Below are 17,287 nucleotides of genomic sequence, written 5' to 3' on the forward strand. Positions count from 1 at the left end.
CGGTTTCTTATCCACTCAATAAATTTATCTGGTGCACGCTGCCAGGCCGGCTATCAGGCCTTGGTCAGTTTAGCGTAGAAGAAGCCATCACCTGCTGTAGGCCCCGGCAGATTCTGCTTGCCCGGATGCGAGCTGTCGCCGGTTTCTACCAAGGTGGCATCTACATGACGGGAGAGGAAGTCTGCTATCTGTTCGCTATTCTCTTCCGGCAGGATAGAGCAGGTCGCATACAGCAAGACACCGCCCGACTTCAGGTAGGGCCAAATCGCCTCCAGAATGGCTTTCTGCACGGCCACCAATTCAGCAATATCGCTATTGCGACGCAACCACTTGATGTCGGGATGGCGACGGATTACGCCGGTGGCTGAACAAGGGGCATCTAACAGGATACGATCAAAGCTCAGGCCAGCAGCCCACTGTTCAGGCTGGGTGCCATCACCGCGTTTGACTTCCGCATTCAGTCGCAGGCGCTGCAGGTTTTCCAACACCCGCTTTAACCGCTGCTCATCAATGTCCACCGCCAATACCTGTGCTTCTGGTGCCGCCTCCAGAATATGTGTGGTCTTGCCACCGGGCGCTGCACAAAGATCCAGAATACGCTCGCCATTTTGCGGTGCCAAAAGCGGGACGCAACCTTGGGCGGAAGCATCCTGCACTGTTACCCAGCCGTCAGCGAAACCTGGCAGGTCTGTCACCGGGCATGGAGCCACCAGTCGCAGGGCATCCGGATAGGCATCGTCAATCTCGGCAGCGATGCCCGCCTCTGCTAACAGCTCAAGATAACGGTCGCGACTATGATGCAGACGGTTAACCCGCAGCCACATGGGAGGGCGCTGGTTATTGGCATCGGCAACGGCCTGCCATTCGGTCGGGTAGGCTTTACGAATGCGCTCTAACAACCAAGAGGGATGCAAGAAGCGCGATTCCTGTTGGCCTGCCTGTTCAAGCAACGCATCTTGTTGGCGTTGAAACTGCCGTAAAACGCCGTTGATCAGCCCCTTCAATTGGGGGCGCTTGAGTGCCACTGCGCCTTCCACGGTTTCTGCCAGTACCGCGTGCGCCGGGATACGGGTGTAGATCAACTGATACAGGCCAACCATGATGAGGTAGTGCAGCGGGCGCTGTTTGCCGGTCATTGGGCGAGCCATCAACTGTTTGATGCACCACTCGAGCTGTGGCAGAACCCGCAGTGTGCCAAAGCAGAGCTCCTGCAACAGGGCTTTATCTTTGTCAGCAATATTCTTCTGGAGAGCAGGAAGGGCAGTAGAGAGCGACTGTCCCTGATCCAATACCTGACCAATGGCTTTTGCAGCGATGCTGCGTAAATTATATGCGTTTTTCATAGCTACAAAGCTGACAATGCCAGCATCAGTAAGGAAAGAGGCCCGGCGGAAGCCGGGCGCATAGGGTGGGTTAGCTGAGTTGTTTACCCACGCTGAACCATTCACGGCGGGAATTTAGCAGGTCTTGGGCAGACATTGCTTTTTTACCGGCCGGCTGGAGCTGAGTAAGGCTCAATACCCCATCGGCAGTGGCAACCTGGATGCCTTGCTTATCTGCTGCCACGATGGTGCCCGGTGCCGCGCTCTGGCTTGGTAAGACTGTTGCCTGCCAGACTTTGACCGGCTGGTCATCGACCATAAAGTAGCTGACCGGCCACGGGTTAAAGGCGCGGATGCAACGCTCCAGCTGGGCAGCAGAGAGCTGCCAGTCAAGCCGCGCCTCTTCCTTGCTCAGTTTTTCCGCATAGGTCGCGAGCGCATCATCCTGCTGCTCAGGCTCTGCCAGCCCAGCTGCCAGGTCAGACAGGGTATTCAGCATGGCGCGCGGGCCCAGTTCCGCCAGCTTGTTATACAGTGTGGCACTGGTGTCATCGGCTTGAATGTCACAGGCCAGCTTGGTCAGCATGGCTCCGGTATCCAACCCTACATCCATCTGCATGATAGTGACGCCCGTCTGGCTGTCACCAGCCCAGAGAGAGCGTTGAATCGGTGCCGCACCGCGCCAGCGCGGCAGCAGCGAACCATGCACATTGATGCAGCCAAGCTTCGGCATCTCCAGCACCGCCTGTGGCAAGATCAGGCCATAGGCCACGACAACCATAATGTCGGCGTTCAGCGCCTGCACCAGCGCCTGGCTTTCAGCCGGACGCAGGGACTTGGGCTGGAAGACCGGGATCTGGTTCTCTTCAGCCAGCACTTTAACAGGGCTAGGGGTAAGTTTGTTGCCTCGGCCGGCCGGACGATCCGGCTGAGTAAAGACACCTACAACATCATGGTGAGATGTTAAAAGCGCGTCGAGATGACGCGCTGCAAAATCCGGTGTACCGGCAAAAATGATCCGTAATGCGTCAGACACAATCAATTCCTGCTGTCTTCAGACTTAGTTGGCGCGCGCGTTCAGCTTGGCAAGTTTCTCAACTTTCTGGCGGATACGCTGACGTTTCAGCGGCGAGAGGTAATCCACAAACAATTTGCCCAGCAAGTGATCCATCTCATGCTGGATACAAATCGCCAGCAGGTCGTCAGCTTCAAGCTCAAACGCTTTGCCGTCACGATCCAGAGCACGGATTTTCACTTTTTCGGCACGCGGCACAAACGCCCGCTGCTCAGGGATGGACAAGCAGCCCTCTTCAATCCCGGTTTCGCCACTTTTCTCCAGCATCTCTGGGTTGATCAACACCAGACGCTGGTCACGGTTTTCAGAAACGTCGATCACGATGATCTGCTGGTGGATATCCACTTGTGTCGCAGCCAGGCCAATCCCTTCCTCTGCGTACATGGTTTCGAACATATCATCCACGATACGCTGGATTTCGGCATTCACTTCTTTTACTGGCTGCGCGACTTTGCGCAGTCGCTCATCGGGGTAATGCAATACGTGTAATACGGACATAAATATTTCGATCTGTGTGCGAGTGATGGATGACAATTACTCTTTATTCTAGACATTTCCCTGCCTGATTGACAGCATCGAGACAGAAATGTGCCCAGTCAGGAGGCGGTATGACTCAGGAAGAGATATGGTTGCGATTGGCCACCTTGAAAGGGGTGCGTAGCCGAAAAAAGGTTGGGCTGGTGCACAGCCTGCTGGCCGCCTCACGCATTACACTCGGCCTATTACAGCAGTGCGGCCTCTCTGCTGAACAGGCTCATGCTTTCCTTCATCCACCGGCGCACAACCTTTCTGCGGCCTTGGCATGGCTGGAACATACAGGCAATCAGTTGGTGGCCCTTGGGCAGCCGGAATACCCAGCGCTGTTGGCGCATATCGCCGATCCGCCGCCCGTGCTTTTTGTTACCGGCGTGCTGCAAAGCCTGCATTCGCCCCAGGTGGCGATAGTCGGTAGCCGACAGTGCAGCGAGTATGGGGAGCGTTGGGCAAGCTATTTTGCCCGCGGTCTGGTGCAGCAGGGCTATACCATCACCAGCGGGCTGGCGCTGGGGATTGATGGCATCGCCCATCGCGCGGCCCTTCAGGCTGAAGGGAAAACCCTCGCTGTCATGGGTTGCGGGCTGGCGCATATCCACCCCAGATGCCATCAGCGGCTGAGCGCCCAGATTGTGGAGCAGGGAGGCGCGCTGGTCTCTGAATTTCTGCCCACCGTGGCTCCTTTGCCTGCCCACTTCCCCCGGCGTAACCGCATTATCAGCGGGCTAAGCCGAGGGGTGCTGGTGGTGGAAGCGTCGCAGCGTAGTGGATCGCTGATCACTGCCCGTTGTGCGCTTGAGCAGGGACGGGAGATCTTCGCCCTGCCGGGGCCACTGGGAAGTGATGCCAGCAGCGGAACACATTGGCTCATTCAGCAAGGCGCGAACCTGGTGACCGAACCGCAGGAGATTGTGGAGCTGTTGAGCAGTAGCTTGCACTGGCTGGTTGAGGATAATCCTGAAATGGCGGCGCCAACGCCCGTGTTTGTTACAGGATCTCAGCAAGAATTGAATATTTGTGCACAAGATAGCGATGCGGAATTGCCATTTGCTGATGTGTTGGCTAACGTAGGATATGAGGTGACACCTGTTGACGTCGTCGCCGAACGTGCCGGCCAACCTGTGCCAGAGGTAGTGGTAAAATTACTCGATCTGGAGTTAGCAGGATGGATCGCAGCTGTATCCGGCGGCTATGTCCGAATTAGGAGGGCAGGCCATGTTCGACGTACTAATGTACTTATTTGAAACCTATATACATAACGAAGCGGAGATGCACGTCGACCAGGATAAGCTGACGGATGATCTTGCCCGTGCCGGTTTTCATCGGGAAGATATCTATAGCGCTCTGGGGTGGCTTGAGAAACTTGCAGACTTGCAAGAGGGTGAAGCTGCGCCCTTCATGGTGGATGCGGATCCTTTTGCTTTACGCATCTATACCGATGAAGAGGCAACTCGCCTTGATGCCAGCTGCCGGGGATTCCTGCTGTTCCTGGAGCAGATACAAGTGCTGAACCTTGAAACCCGGGAGATGGTCATCGATCGTGTGATGGCGTTGGAAACTGACGAGTTCGATTTGGAAGATCTGAAATGGGTCATCCTTATGGTACTGTTCAATATTCCCGGTTATGAAAGTGCTTATCAGCAAATGGAAGAGTTGCTGTTTGAAGTGAACGAGGGTTATCTGCATTAAGCGATAACAGTAAATAACGATGTCTAAAGCCGCGATTTTTGCCGCCAGGCAAAATGAACCTTGTCCGGAGTGTGGGGCCGAATTGGTTATCCGAAGTGGACGCCACGGCCCTTTTCTTGGCTGCTCCCGCTATCCCGAATGTGAATATATCCGTCCTCTCAAGGCGCAGGCTGACGGCCATGTCGTCAAGGTGCTGGAGGGACAGCTCTGTCCGCAATGTCACGCCACGTTGGTCTTACGGCAGGGGCGCTATGGCATGTTTATCGGATGCAGTGATTATCCGCAATGTACCCATATTGAAGCGCTCGATAAACCGGATAATACCGCACTGGTCTGCCCGCAGTGCAAACAGGGGACCTTGTTACAGCGCACATCCCGCTACGGCAAGGTTTTTTACGCCTGTGATCGCTATCCAGCTTGTCAGTTTGCGCTGAACCATAAACCTGTGGCGGGCGAGTGTGCCGAGTGCCACTATCCGCTATTAATAGAAAAGCGCACGGCAGCCGGCACCAAATGTTTCTGTGCCAGCAAGCTTTGCGGTAAACCGGTCACTACAGAAGTTGAAGACGATGCCTGATGTAACCCCCATTTCTGAACACATCCTCCACGCACTGCACAGCCAGCAGGTCATTGCCTACCCCACTGAGGCAGTATTTGGCCTGGGTTGCGATCCTGACAGTGAAGAGGCTGTTAATGCCCTATTGGCGCTAAAGCAGCGACCAAAAGAGAAAGGGTTGATCCTGATCGCCGCGGATTATTCGCAGCTAGCACCCTATTTGGATGAAGCGCAGCTGAATGAGCAGCAAAAAGAGGCCATTTTTGCGAGCTGGCCAGGCCCTGTGACGTGGGTAATTCCTGCGCGTGCCGGCACTCCAGACTGGCTGACCGGGCGGTTCTCCTCGCTGGCCGTACGTGTGACCAATCATCCGCTGGTGGTTGAGCTGTGTCAGCAGTTCGGCAAACCGTTGGTCTCTACCAGTGCAAATTTAACTGGCCTGCCGCCATGCCGGACAGCCGCCGAGGTCAGCGCCCAGTTCGGCGCAGACTTCCCAATTGTAGTAGGGGAAGTCGGCGGACGTAAAAATCCAACGGAAATCCGTGATGCCCTGACGGGTGATTACGTGCGACTGGCATAACGGAGATATCGATGGAGACCTATGCAGTTTTCGGTAATCCGATTGGCCATAGTAAATCGCCGCGTATCCATAGCCTGTTTGCCCAGCAAACAGGCATTCCTCATCCGTATGGTACGGTGCTGGCACCATTAGATGACTTTGTGTCGACGCTGGAAGCATTTTTTGCTGCGGGCGGTCAGGGCGCGAATGTCACCGTCCCCTTTAAAGAGCAAGCTTTTGCCCGCGCCGATCACCTGAGTGAAAGGGCGGCCCTGAGTGGGGCAGTCAATACGCTTAAGAAGAGGGACGATGGCTCCTTGCTGGGGGATAATACCGACGGCATCGGCCTGCTCAGCGATCTGGAACGGCTTGGCATGATTCAGCCGGAAGATAGCATTCTGCTACTGGGCGCGGGCGGCGCAGCGCGAGGCGTGATTTTGCCTCTGCTTTCCTATGGGTGTGAGATCATCATTGCCAACCGTACCCAAGCCAAAGCGGAACAGCTGGCGTCACTGTTTAGCCATATGGGAAACATCAGGGCTGAGGCCTTTGAAAATGTCACGCGTACAGCAGTCAATCTGATCATCAATGCCACCGCGACTGGCATTCAGGGAGAAATTCCTCCTATACCCTCTGCCGTGTTGACACCTGACATCCGTCTTTATGACATGTTCTATCAGCAGGGGCTGACCCCTTTCCTGGCATGGGGTAAAACTCATGGAGCCAAACAGTTGGCTGATGGTTTGGGAATGCTGGTGGGACAGGCTGCTCACGCATTCGCATTGTGGCATGGCGTGATGCCAGAGATTGAGCCGGTGCTGGCTCAGCTGAAGAAAGAGATGGCCGCGTGAATCAGGCGATTCACTTTCCTGACGATGAGCGCTGGGATGATGTAAAACAGTGCGTGGTCTTCCGCGCGCTGGTGGGTGGGGTGCTGCTGCACTGCGCCCTCCCTTTCGAGAGTATGCGGCAACGTTTTGGTGCCAATACCCCTGAACAGTGTCTGGCACTGTTCAGGCAGCATCGCTGGGATCTGGAGGAAGAAGCAGAGGTGCTGATTGCTCAGGATAGGGAAGGGGAGGGCGGATGGTTTACCCTCTCCTGATTCAGGTATTCATCCTTCCATTTCACATAATTGTTCGCTGAGTAGAGTAAACCCGCGATCTCTTCCGGCGTTAAGGGGCGAATTTGCTTGGCTGGGCTGCCGAGGTAAAGGTAGCCACTCACCAGTCGTTTCCCTGGCGCCACCAAACTGCCCGCACCTATCATGACGTCATCTTCTATTACTGCGCCATCCAGTACGATAGATCCCATACCTACCAGTACCCGATTGCCGATGGTGCAGCCGTGCAGCATCGCTTTATGACCGACCGTCACATCCTCACCGATTAATAACGGAAAACCTGCGGGGTTATAACTCGACTTATGTGTGACATGCAGCACACTGCCGTCCTGCACATTAGTGCGTGCGCCAATACGGACATGATGGACATCACCACGAATGGCAACCAAGGGCCAGATGCTCACGTCATCAGCCAGCATCACATCACCAATCACGACACTGGCGGGGTCAACCATTACACGCTGGCCAAGTTGAGGGGTGTGATCGTGGTATGGGCGCAGAGAGCCGGATTTCATCTTTATAGAATCCTTATGTGTGACTTCATTATATGAATAGCGGAATACGGTCTAAATTATAACCTGCCAAATGCGCGGATCGTTGATATATTGGTCGCGATCGAATGTGATCTAACCGGTAAGCTTGAAAAGTGTGCGATCGAATCAAAATGATCGAAAAAGGGGTTGTGCAATAAAACGAGATCCCTATAATGCGCCTCCATCGACACGGCGCAAGTGATTCACTTCACAGAGCGACCGGAGCGAAAGAGAAAAAACTTCTGAAAAAAGAAGTTGACTCTGAAAGAGGGAAGCGTAATATACGCCACCTCGAGTTAGCAAGCGAAAGCGCGTAACTCACTGCTCTTTAACAATTTATCAGACAATCTGTGTGGGCACTCACAAGACAATATCAAGCATCTTCGGATGCACAAAATATTAAGTCTTGAAGAGTGACTAACTGAAGTAAAATTCAAACAGTAACCTTTGAGCATCGCTACCTTGTGTAGCACATCAAGCTTTTAATTGAAGAGTTTGATCATGGCTCAGATTGAACGCTGGCGGCAGGCCTAACACATGCAAGTCGAGCGGCAGCGGAAAGTAGCTTGCTACTTTGCCGGCGAGCGGCGGACGGGTGAGTAATGTCTGGGGATCTGCCTGATGGAGGGGGATAACTACTGGAAACGGTAGCTAATACCGCATAACGTCGCAAGACCAAAGCGGGGGACCTTCGGGCCTCGCGCCATCAGATGAACCCAGATGGGATTAGCTAGTAGGTGGGGTAATGGCTCACCTAGGCGACGATCCCTAGCTGGTCTGAGAGGATGACCAGCCACACTGGAACTGAGACACGGTCCAGACTCCTACGGGAGGCAGCAGTGGGGAATATTGCACAATGGGGGAAACCCTGATGCAGCCATGCCGCGTGTATGAAGAAGGCCTTCGGGTTGTAAAGTACTTTCAGCGAGGAGGAAGGCGGTAAGGTTAATAACCTTACCGATTGACGTTACTCGCAGAAGAAGCACCGGCTAACTCCGTGCCAGCAGCCGCGGTAATACGGAGGGTGCAAGCGTTAATCGGAATTACTGGGCGTAAAGCGCACGCAGGCGGTTTGTTAAGTCAGATGTGAAATCCCCGAGCTTAACTTGGGAACTGCATTTGAAACTGGCAAGCTAGAGTCTCGTAGAGGGGGGTAGAATTCCAGGTGTAGCGGTGAAATGCGTAGAGATCTGGAGGAATACCGGTGGCGAAGGCGGCCCCCTGGACGAAGACTGACGCTCAGGTGCGAAAGCGTGGGGAGCAAACAGGATTAGATACCCTGGTAGTCCACGCTGTAAACGATGTCGATTTGGAGGTTGTGCCCTTGAGGCGTGGCTTCCGGAGCTAACGCGTTAAATCGACCGCCTGGGGAGTACGGCCGCAAGGTTAAAACTCAAATGAATTGACGGGGGCCCGCACAAGCGGTGGAGCATGTGGTTTAATTCGATGCAACGCGAAGAACCTTACCTACTCTTGACATCCAGAGAACTTGGCAGAGATGCCTTGGTGCCTTCGGGAACTCTGAGACAGGTGCTGCATGGCTGTCGTCAGCTCGTGTTGTGAAATGTTGGGTTAAGTCCCGCAACGAGCGCAACCCTTATCCTTTGTTGCCAGCGATTCGGTCGGGAACTCAAAGGAGACTGCCGGTGATAAACCGGAGGAAGGTGGGGATGACGTCAAGTCATCATGGCCCTTACGAGTAGGGCTACACACGTGCTACAATGGCGCATACAAAGAGAAGCGAACTCGCGAGAGCAAGCGGACCTCATAAAGTGCGTCGTAGTCCGGATTGGAGTCTGCAACTCGACTCCATGAAGTCGGAATCGCTAGTAATCGTGGATCAGAATGCCACGGTGAATACGTTCCCGGGCCTTGTACACACCGCCCGTCACACCATGGGAGTGGGTTGCAAAAGAAGTAGGTAGCTTAACCTTCGGGAGGGCGCTTACCACTTTGTGATTCATGACTGGGGTGAAGTCGTAACAAGGTAACCGTAGGGGAACCTGCGGTTGGATCACCTCCTTACCTAGAGATATTTGACTGTGCAGTGCTCACACAGATTGTCTGATGAAATTCGAGCAGAAATACCTTTATAGGCTTGTAGCTCAGGTGGTTAGAGCGCACCCCTGATAAGGGTGAGGTCGGTGGTTCAAGTCCACTCAGGCCTACCACAAAGGTATCTTAAGACTGCACGGGGCTATAGCTCAGCTGGGAGAGCGCCTGCCTTGCACGCAGGAGGTCAGCGGTTCGATCCCGCTTAGCTCCACCATCTCGTACGGTCTGCATAAATAATAGTTCTGAGTATACTGGCGACAGTATGCTGTGAAGTATTTGCTCTTTAACAATCTGGAACAAGCTGAAAATTGAAACCTTACAGCCCTGTCTCTCTCCGTAGAAGTCTTGAGAGATGGCGCATGTAAGAGAGTCTCTCAAATAATCACACCCTGATGGAAACATCTTCGGGTTGTGAGGTTAAGCGACTAAGCGTACACGGTGGATGCCTAGGCAGTCAGAGGCGATGAAGGGCGTGCTAATCTGCGATAAGCGTCGGTAAGCTGATATGAAGCGTTATACCCGACGATACCCGAATGGGGAAACCCAGTGTGATACGTCACACTATCTCTGCATGAATACATAGTGCAGTGAGGCGAACCGGGGGAACTGAAACATCTAAGTACCCCGAGGAAAAGAAATCAACCGAGATTCCCCAGTAGCGGCGAGCGAACGGGGAACAGCCCAGAACCTGAATCAGTTTGTGTGTTAGTGGAAGCGTCTGGAAAGTCGCACAGCAAAGGGTGATAGTCCCGTACACAAAAATACACAAGTTGTGAGTTCGATGAGTAGGGCGGGACACGTGACATCCTGTCTGAATATGGGGGGACCATCCTCCAAGGCTAAATACTCCTGACTGACCGATAGTGAACCAGTACCGTGAGGGAAAGGCGAAAAGAACCCCGGCGAGGGGAGTGAAATAGAACCTGAAACCGTGTACGTACAAGCAGTGGGAGCCTTGATTTATCAGGGTGACTGCGTACCTTTTGTATAATGGGTCAGCGACTTATATTTTGTAGCAAGGTTAACCGTATAGGGGAGCCGTAGGGAAACCGAGTCTTAACTGGGCGTCTAGTTGCAAGGTATAGACCCGAAACCCGGTGATCTAGCCATGGGCAGGTTGAAGGTTGGGTAACACTAACTGGAGGACCGAACCGACTAATGTTGAAAAATTAGCGGATGACTTGTGGCTGGGGGTGAAAGGCCAATCAAACCGGGAGATAGCTGGTTCTCCCCGAAAGCTATTTAGGTAGCGCCTCGTGAATTTATCTTCGGGGGTAGAGCACTGTTTCGGCTAGGGGGCCACCCCGGCTTACCAACCCGATGCAAACTGCGAATACCGAAGAATATTATCACGGGAGACACACGGCGGGTGCTAACGTCCGTCGTGAAGAGGGAAACAACCCAGACCGCCAGCTAAGGTCCCAAAGTCATGGTTAAGTGGGAAACGATGTGGGAAGGCACAGACAGCCAGGATGTTGGCTTAGAAGCAGCCATCATTTAAAGAAAGCGTAATAGCTCACTGGTCGAGTCGGCCTGCGCGGAAGATGTAACGGGGCTAAACCATGCACCGAAGCTGCGGCAGCGACGCTTAGGCGTTGTTGGGTAGGGGAGCGTTCTGTAAGCCTGCGAAGGTGGACTGTGAGGTCTGCTGGAGGTATCAGAAGTGCGAATGCTGACATAAGTAACGATAAAGCGGGTGAAAAGCCCGCTCGCCGGAAGACCAAGGGTTCCTGTCCAACGTTAATCGGGGCAGGGTGAGTCGACCCCTAAGGCGAGGCTGAAAAGCGTAGTCGATGGGAAACAGGTTAATATTCCTGTACTTGGTGTTACTGCGAAGGGGGGACGGAGAAGGCTAGGCTGGCCAGGCGACGGTTGTCCTGGTTTAAGCGTGTAGGGGGAGAAGGCAGGTAAATCCGCTTTCTTGTTAACCCTGAGGCGCAATGACGAGCCACTACGGTGGTGAAGTAGCTGATGCCCTGCTTCCAGGAAAAGCCTCTAAGCTCCAGGTAACACGAAATCGTACCCCAAACCGACACAGGTGGTCAGGTAGAGAATACTCAGGCGCTTGAGAGAACTCGGGTGAAGGAACTAGGCAAAATGGTGCCGTAACTTCGGGAGAAGGCACGCTGGCATGTAGGTGAAGGGACTTGCTCCCGGAGCTGAAGCCAGTCGCAGATACCAGCTGGCTGCAACTGTTTAATAAAAACACAGCACTGTGCAAACACGAAAGTGGACGTATACGGTGTGACGCCTGCCCGGTGCCGGAAGGTTAATTGATGGGGTTAGCGGCAACGCGAAGCTCTTGATCGAAGCCCCGGTAAACGGCGGCCGTAACTATAACGGTCCTAAGGTAGCGAAATTCCTTGTCGGGTAAGTTCCGACCTGCACGAATGGCGTAATGATGGCCAGGCTGTCTCCACCCGAGACTCAGTGAAATTGAACTCGCTGTGAAGATGCAGTGTACCCGCGGCAAGACGGAAAGACCCCGTGAACCTTTACTATAGCTTGACACTGAACATTGAGCCTTGATGTGTAGGATAGGTGGGAGGCTTTGAAGTGTGGACGCCAGTCTGCATGGAGCCAACCTTGAAATACCACCCTTTAATGTTTGATGTTCTAACTCGGCCCCGTTATCCGGGGTGAGGACAGTGTCTGGTGGGTAGTTTGACTGGGGCGGTCTCCTCCTAAAGAGTAACGGAGGAGCACGAAGGTTAGCTAATCACGGTCGGACATCGTGAGGTTAGTGCAAAGGCATAAGCTAGCTTGACTGCGAGAGTGACGGCTCGAGCAGGTGCGAAAGCAGGTCTTAGTGATCCGGTGGTTCTGAATGGAAGGGCCATCGCTCAACGGATAAAAGGTACTCCGGGGATAACAGGCTGATACCGCCCAAGAGTTCATATCGACGGCGGTGTTTGGCACCTCGATGTCGGCTCATCACATCCTGGGGCTGAAGTAGGTCCCAAGGGTACGGCTGTTCGCCGTTTAAAGTGGTACGCGAGCTGGGTTTAGAACGTCGTGAGACAGTTCGGTCCCTATCTGCCGTGGGCGTTGGAAGATTGAGAGGGGTTGCTCCTAGTACGAGAGGACCGGAGTGAACGCACCACTGGTGTTCGGGTTGTCATGCCAATGGCACTGCCCGGTAGCTAAGTGCGGAAAAGATAAGCGCTGAAAGCATCTAAGCGCGAAACTTGCCTCAAGATGAGTCTTCCCTGGGACCTTGAGTCCCCTGAAGGGACGTTTAAGACGAAGACGTTGATAGGCCGGATGTGTAAGTGCAGCGATGCATTGAGCTAACCGGTACTAATGACCCGTGAGGCTTAACCTTACAACACCGAAGGTGTTTTCAGAGACGCGATATTCAGCTTGGTTCAGATATCTGATGGCCCGATGGGCGGTCAGAGCACAGAATTTGCCTGGCGGCACGAGCGCGGTGGTCCCACCTGACCCCATGCCGAACTCAGAAGTGAAACGCCGTAGCGCCGATGGTAGTGTGGGGTCTCCCCATGCGAGAGTAGGGAACTGCCAGGCATCCATTCACAAAACAGCCTCATGCGATAAGCATGGGGCTTTTTTGTTTGCCTGAAAAACGGGAAAATAGTTCCTGTGGCATAAATTTTCGTTGAGTAGGCAATAAGCTTGTACTCTATGCAGTCTTGTCTGCCCAATAGAAAAGCCCCATGCGACAGCGTGGGGCTTTTTTGTTTACATCATAACCGTTAATGCCATGAAAAAGGCCATCCAACGGGATGGCCTTTTGGGCTTGATGAGCTATCAATGTTCCACGCTTTGCGAGATCCCTACGCCGGTTTGCGAACGGACAAACTGGGAGAAGAAGCGCGCCCGCTCTTGTTCACCTTGCACCGAATGATCGGTGATCGAGAATAGCCAGGTGCCGACAAAGGCAACGATCATGGAAAACAGCGCAGGGTACTCATAAGGGTAAATTGGCGCGGCATGGCCGAGGATCTGTACCCAAATTGTCGGGCCAAGGATCATCAGTAAGACGGCCGTCAACAGCCCCAACCAGCCGCCAATCATGGCACCGCGAGTGGTCAGTTTTGCCCAGTACATCGACAGAATAATAATCGGGAAATTGCAGCTGGCTGCGATAGAGAAGGCCAGCCCGACCATGAAAGCGATGTTCTGCTTCTCAAACAAAATCCCCAGTCCTATCGCCACGATCCCCAGGATCAGCACCGTGATCTTGGAAACGCGCAGCTCATCCTGCTCGGTCGCCTTACCATTCTTCACCACGCTGGCGTACAGGTCATGGGAGACCGCAGAGGCACCGGCCAGTGTCAGACCCGCGACCACAGCCAGAATAGTAGCGAAGGCGACGGCAGAGATAAAACCAAGGAAGAAGTTACCGCCGACCGCATTGGCCAGATGTACCGCCGCCATATTGGTGCCGCCCAGCAGGGCACCGGTGGCGTCTTTGAAGATCGGGTTGCCGCCCACCAGGAAGATTGCGCCAAACCCGATAATAAAGGTCAGGATATAGAAGTAGCCGATGAAGCCGGTGGCGTAGAACACGCTTTTCCGGGCCTCTTTGGCATCATTCACGGTGAAGAAGCGCATCAGGATGTGTGGCAAACCGGCGGTACCAAACATCAGTGCCAGGCCAAGGGAGAGGGCGGAAATCGGGTCAGAAACCAATCCACCGGGACTCATAATCGCCAGCCCTTTGGGATGGGTGCTGATTGCCTCTGTGAAGAGCCGGTTGAAATCAAAGCCCACGGATTTCATCACCATCAGCGCCATAAAGCTGGCACCAGCCAATAGCAGCACGGCTTTGATAATCTGCACCCAAGTGGTCGCCAACATGCCGCCGAACAGCACATACAGCACCATCAAAATCCCAACCAAAATCACCGCAATATGGTAGTTAAGGCCAAACAGCAGCTGAATCAACTTGCCGGCGCCTACCATCTGGGCAATCAGGTAGAGCGCGACCACCACCAGTGAGCCACATGCTGACAGCAGCCGGATCGGCTTCTGTTGCAGGCGGTAAGAGGCGACATCGGCGAAGGTGTAGCGCCCAAGGTTACGCAGACGCTCAGCAATCAAAAACAGGATGATTGGCCAACCGATCAAGAAACCGATGGAGTAGATCAGGCCATCGTAGCCAGAGGTATAGACCAGCGCCGAGATACCGAGGAACGAAGCCGCAGACATAAAGTCGCCGGCAATCGCCAACCCATTTTGGAAACCAGTGATGCGCCCGCCCGCCGTGTAGTAATCCTGGCGTGAGCGGGTGCGTTTGGCGGCCCAATAGGTGATGTAGAGGGTCGCCCCAACAAACAGCACAAACAGGATGATGGCCTGGATGTTCAGCGGTTGCCGCTGGACATCACCGGCTACCCGCGCCAGCGCGGCTGAAGGTAGTGCCAGCAGCGCCAGCGAAGCGATCAACTTGGCATTCATGGCTTCACCCCACGCACCAGCTCCTGCGTCAGGCGATCAAACTCGCCATTGGCCCGGAAGACGTAGATCCCAGTCAGGATGAAGGAGATCAGGATCAGCCCGATCCCAACCGGAATACCGCGGGTGATCACCGTGTCCGTCCCGATGGGGGTGCCCAGCCACTGCGGATCGAACGCGATCAGCAAAATAAAGCTGACATACAACACCAGCGTGATGATTGAGAGCAGCCAGGCAAAGCGGCCACGTTTTCGCACCAATTCCCTAAAGCGCGGGTCCTTTTCAATCCCTTGATAAATCGCATCATTCATCGGAGTCTCCTGTGAGGCATTGATTGAGAACACCGCCCTCAGGGCGGTGTAATTACGATGCAGCGTTCATTGATTGTTTTTCTTCCAACAGCTTCTCGACGACGCCGGGATCGGCGAGGGTAGAGGTATCACCTAAGTTAGCGGTGTCACCGGCGGCAATTTTGCGCAGGATACGGCGCATGATCTTGCCGGAGCGGGTTTTTGGCAGGGCATCGGTCCAGTGCAGAATATCGGGCGTGGCAATGGAGCCAATCTCCTTGCGAACCCAGTTACGTACTTCTGTGTAAAGCTCAGGCGAAGGCTCCTCACCATGGTTGAGGGTGACATAGGCGTAGATTGCCTGACCTTTAATGTTGTGGGGAATGCCAACCACCGCGGCCTCTGCAATTTTCGGATGCGCCACCAGAGCCGACTCAATCTCCGCCGTCCCAAGGCGATGCCCGGAGATATTCAGCACATCATCCACCCGGCCGGTGATCCAGTAGTAACCATCTTCATCCCGGCGCGCGCCATCACCGCTAAAGTACATGCCTTTGAAGGTGGAGAAGTAGGTCTGCTCGAAGCGCTCATGGTCGCCAAACAGCGTACGTGCCTGTCCCGGCCAGGAGTCGGTAATCACCAGGTTGCCTTCACAGGCTCCCTCTTGCGGATTGCCCTCATTATCAACCAGTGCGGGCTGTACCCCGAAGAACGGGCGGGTCGCGGAACCGGCCTTCAGCTCTGTGGCGCCCGGCAGAGGGGTGATCATGAAGCCACCGGTTTCGGTCTGCCACCAGGTATCAACGATTGGGCAGTTGCCATTGCCGATCTTGTTGTAGTACCACTCCCAGGCTTCCGGGTTGATTGGCTCCCCGACCGAACCCATGATGCGCAGTGAATCGCGGGAGGTGCCCTCAATCGCTTTGTCCCCCTCGGCCATTAAGGCGCGGATGGCGGTCGGTGCGGTATAGAGGATGTTGACCTGATGCTTGTCGATCACCTGTGCCATACGGTTTACGGTAGGGGAGTTGGGTACCCCCTCAAACATCAGCGTAATGGCGCCGCAGGCCAGCGGCCCATAGAGCAGGTAGCTGTGGCCGGTTACCCAGCCGACATCCGCGGTGCACCAGTAAATCTCGCCGGGATGGTAATCAAACACATATTTGAAGGTCATGGCGGCATAGACCAGATAGCCGCCGGTGGTATGGAGCACCCCTTTCGGCTTGCCGGTCGAACCCGAGGTATAGAGGATGAACAGCGGATCTTCCGCCTTCATCTCCTCCGCCGGGCAATCATCGGACACATCACGGATCACATCGTGCCACCAGAGGTCGCGTCCCTCCTGCCATTCACCCTGCTTACCCGTACGGCGCAGGACAATGCTATGGGTAATGGACGTGACAGAGGCATTCTTCAGCGCGTCATCCACATTCTTTTTCAGCGGGATGGTGCGGCCCGCGCGCAAACCCTCATCGGCGGTGATCACCAGTTTGGCGCTGGAGTCGATAATGCGTCCGGCCACGGCATCCGGTGAGAAGCCACCAAAGATCACCGAGTGCACGGCACCAATACGGGCGCAAGCCAGCATCGCGACAGCCGCTTCCGGCACCATCGGCATATAGATGGCGACCACGTCGCCCTTGCGGATGCCCAGTTTTTTCAGGGCATTGGCGAAGCGGCACACCTGTTGATGCAGTTGCCGGTAAGTGAGGCTCTGGCTCTCCTCCTGCGGATTATCTGCTTCCCAGATAATGGCAGTCTGGTCACCGCGCTCGGCAAGATGGCGATCGAGGCAGTTGGCTGCCAGGTTCAGCGTGCCATCTTCAAACCAGCGAATAGAGATATTGCCCGGTACGAAAGAGGTATTCTTCACCTGGCTATAAGGCGTGATCCAGTCAATGATTTTGCCGTGTTCCCCCCAAAAGGCTTCCGGGTCTTCAACGGATTGTTTGTAATACTGCTGATATTGCTCTGGATTGATCAGGGCATGCTCTGCAATGGCGGCAGGGACAGGGTGCTTATGAATCTGGCTCATCGTCATTTCTCCTTGAGAATGTTAATAGTATGTCAACCATAAGTTAATTGTAGTTTGCCTTGGTTCTTTGTTCTCTTTTTGGGCGACAGATCACG

At 54.4% G+C, this 17,287-nt stretch carries 13 protein-coding genes, 2 tRNA genes and 3 rRNA genes; 11 read left to right on the forward strand and 7 right to left on the reverse strand.

Annotated features, from left to right (window positions below):
- Nucleotides 1-53: 53 nt before the first annotated feature.
- The 3 genes from rsmB to def all read right to left on the reverse strand — a co-directional run bounded on the left by rsmB (nt 54) and on the right by def (nt 2,895).
- Nucleotides 54-1,343 (reverse strand): 16S rRNA (cytosine(967)-C(5))-methyltransferase RsmB, encoded by a 1,290-nt coding sequence (rsmB, locus tag C1N62_RS01525; protein ID WP_137761969.1) that lies wholly within the window; start codon nt 1,341-1,343, stop codon nt 54-56.
- Nucleotides 1,344-1,413: 70 nt separating this feature from the next.
- Nucleotides 1,414-2,358 (reverse strand): methionyl-tRNA formyltransferase, encoded by a 945-nt coding sequence (gene fmt, locus C1N62_RS01530; RefSeq protein WP_137761970.1) that lies wholly within the window; start codon nt 2,356-2,358, stop codon nt 1,414-1,416.
- Nucleotides 2,359-2,382: 24 nt separating this feature from the next.
- Nucleotides 2,383-2,895 (reverse strand): peptide deformylase, encoded by a 513-nt coding sequence (gene def / locus C1N62_RS01535; protein WP_137761971.1) that lies wholly within the window; start codon nt 2,893-2,895, stop codon nt 2,383-2,385.
- A 110-nt stretch (nt 2,896-3,005) separates the two neighbouring features.
- Between def and dprA the strand changes: the two genes are divergently transcribed.
- Genes dprA through C1N62_RS01565 form a run of 6 tightly spaced genes read left to right on the forward strand, consistent with a single transcriptional unit; the run spans nt 3,006 to nt 6,840 of the window.
- Entirely contained in the window at nt 3,006-4,175 is a 1,170-nt protein-coding gene (gene dprA, locus C1N62_RS01540) for a DNA-protecting protein DprA (protein WP_137761972.1), read from the forward strand.
- Entirely contained in the window at nt 4,147-4,620 is a 474-nt protein-coding gene (gene smg, locus C1N62_RS01545; RefSeq protein ID WP_137761973.1) for a DUF494 family protein Smg, read from the forward strand. The genes dprA and smg overlap by 29 nt, the downstream gene beginning before the upstream one ends.
- A 19-nt stretch (nt 4,621-4,639) precedes the next feature.
- Nucleotides 4,640-5,197, forward strand: a complete 558-nt coding sequence (locus C1N62_RS01550) for a type I DNA topoisomerase (RefSeq protein WP_137761974.1) — start codon at nt 4,640-4,642, stop codon at nt 5,195-5,197.
- Nucleotides 5,190-5,756, forward strand: a complete 567-nt coding sequence (tsaC, locus tag C1N62_RS01555) for an L-threonylcarbamoyladenylate synthase type 1 TsaC (protein ID WP_137761975.1) — start codon at nt 5,190-5,192, stop codon at nt 5,754-5,756. Before C1N62_RS01550 ends, tsaC begins: the two co-directional genes overlap by 8 nt.
- 11 nt (nt 5,757-5,767) lie before the next feature.
- Nucleotides 5,768-6,586, forward strand: coding sequence for a shikimate dehydrogenase (gene aroE, locus C1N62_RS01560; RefSeq protein WP_137761976.1), 819 nt, complete (start codon nt 5,768-5,770; stop codon nt 6,584-6,586).
- Nucleotides 6,583-6,840 carry a DUF1488 domain-containing protein gene (locus tag C1N62_RS01565; protein WP_137761977.1) on the forward strand — a complete coding sequence of 86 codons (258 nt, stop codon included), beginning with the start codon at nt 6,583-6,585 and terminating at the stop codon, nt 6,838-6,840. The genes aroE and C1N62_RS01565 overlap by 4 nt, the downstream gene beginning before the upstream one ends.
- Here the strand turns inward: C1N62_RS01565 and C1N62_RS01570 are convergent.
- Nucleotides 6,798-7,373 carry a gamma carbonic anhydrase family protein gene (locus C1N62_RS01570; protein ID WP_137761978.1) on the reverse strand — a complete coding sequence of 192 codons (576 nt, stop codon included), beginning with the start codon at nt 7,371-7,373 and terminating at the stop codon, nt 6,798-6,800. The two genes, C1N62_RS01565 and C1N62_RS01570, sit on opposite strands and share 43 nt — an antisense overlap.
- Before the next feature lie 501 nt (nt 7,374-7,874).
- On the opposite strand from C1N62_RS01570, the gene C1N62_RS01575 reads away from it, so the two are divergent.
- From C1N62_RS01575 to rrf, 5 genes are all read left to right on the forward strand, one after another.
- Nucleotides 7,875-9,416, forward strand: a 16S ribosomal RNA gene (locus C1N62_RS01575).
- A 69-nt stretch (nt 9,417-9,485) separates the two neighbouring features.
- Nucleotides 9,486-9,562, forward strand: a tRNA-Ile gene (locus C1N62_RS01580).
- 22 nt (nt 9,563-9,584) lie between these two features.
- A tRNA-Ala gene (locus C1N62_RS01585) sits at nt 9,585-9,660 on the forward strand.
- A gap of 201 nt (nt 9,661-9,861) precedes the next feature.
- Nucleotides 9,862-12,771, forward strand: a 23S ribosomal RNA gene (locus C1N62_RS01590).
- 87 nt (nt 12,772-12,858) lie between these two features.
- Nucleotides 12,859-12,974, forward strand: a 5S ribosomal RNA gene (gene rrf / locus C1N62_RS01595).
- Together the 16S, 23S and 5S rRNA genes with 2 tRNA genes alongside form the textbook arrangement of a ribosomal RNA operon.
- A 243-nt stretch (nt 12,975-13,217) precedes the next feature.
- On the opposite strand, the gene actP is transcribed toward rrf, so the two are convergent.
- From actP to acs, 3 genes are read right to left on the reverse strand one after another with little or no spacing between them, the layout of a single operon-like run.
- The gene (gene actP, locus C1N62_RS01600) at nt 13,218-14,870 is read right to left on the reverse strand and encodes a cation/acetate symporter ActP (protein WP_137761979.1); all 1,653 of its coding nucleotides are present in this window, start codon (nt 14,868-14,870) and stop codon (nt 13,218-13,220) included.
- A complete protein-coding gene (locus C1N62_RS01605) occupies nt 14,867-15,178 on the reverse strand; it encodes a DUF485 domain-containing protein (RefSeq protein WP_137761980.1) in 312 nt (103 codons plus the stop codon). The genes actP and C1N62_RS01605 overlap by 4 nt, the downstream gene beginning before the upstream one ends.
- 52 nt (nt 15,179-15,230) lie before the next feature.
- Nucleotides 15,231-17,192, reverse strand: coding sequence for an acetate--CoA ligase (gene acs, locus C1N62_RS01610; protein WP_137761981.1), 1,962 nt, complete (start codon nt 17,190-17,192; stop codon nt 15,231-15,233).
- Nucleotides 17,193-17,287 lie beyond the last annotated feature (95 nt).

The sequence above is a fragment of the Nissabacter sp. SGAir0207 genome, from assembly GCF_005491205.1.
Lineage (GTDB): Bacteria > Pseudomonadota > Gammaproteobacteria > Enterobacterales > Enterobacteriaceae > Chimaeribacter.

Excerpts from the sequence above, each read along its gene's own strand:
- rsmB (WP_137761969.1), bottom strand. The coding sequence starts at position 1,343 with ATGAAAAACGCATATAATTTACGCAGCATCGCTGCAAAAGCCATTGGT.
- def (WP_137761971.1), bottom strand. The coding sequence starts at position 2,895 with ATGTCCGTATTACACGTATTGCATTACCCCGATGAGCGACTGCGCAAA.
- dprA (WP_137761972.1), top strand. The coding sequence starts at position 3,006 with ATGACTCAGGAAGAGATATGGTTGCGATTGGCCACCTTGAAAGGGGTG.
- smg (WP_137761973.1), top strand. The coding sequence starts at position 4,147 with ATGTTCGACGTACTAATGTACTTATTTGAAACCTATATACATAACGAA.
- C1N62_RS01550 (WP_137761974.1), top strand. The coding sequence starts at position 4,640 with ATGTCTAAAGCCGCGATTTTTGCCGCCAGGCAAAATGAACCTTGTCCG.
- tsaC (WP_137761975.1), top strand. The coding sequence starts at position 5,190 with ATGCCTGATGTAACCCCCATTTCTGAACACATCCTCCACGCACTGCAC.
- aroE (WP_137761976.1), top strand. The coding sequence starts at position 5,768 with ATGGAGACCTATGCAGTTTTCGGTAATCCGATTGGCCATAGTAAATCG.
- C1N62_RS01570 (WP_137761978.1), bottom strand. The coding sequence starts at position 7,373 with ATGAAATCCGGCTCTCTGCGCCCATACCACGATCACACCCCTCAACTT.
- actP (WP_137761979.1), bottom strand. The coding sequence starts at position 14,870 with ATGAATGCCAAGTTGATCGCTTCGCTGGCGCTGCTGGCACTACCTTCA.
- C1N62_RS01605 (WP_137761980.1), bottom strand. The coding sequence starts at position 15,178 with ATGAATGATGCGATTTATCAAGGGATTGAAAAGGACCCGCGCTTTAGG.
- acs (WP_137761981.1), bottom strand. The coding sequence starts at position 17,192 with ATGAGCCAGATTCATAAGCACCCTGTCCCTGCCGCCATTGCAGAGCAT.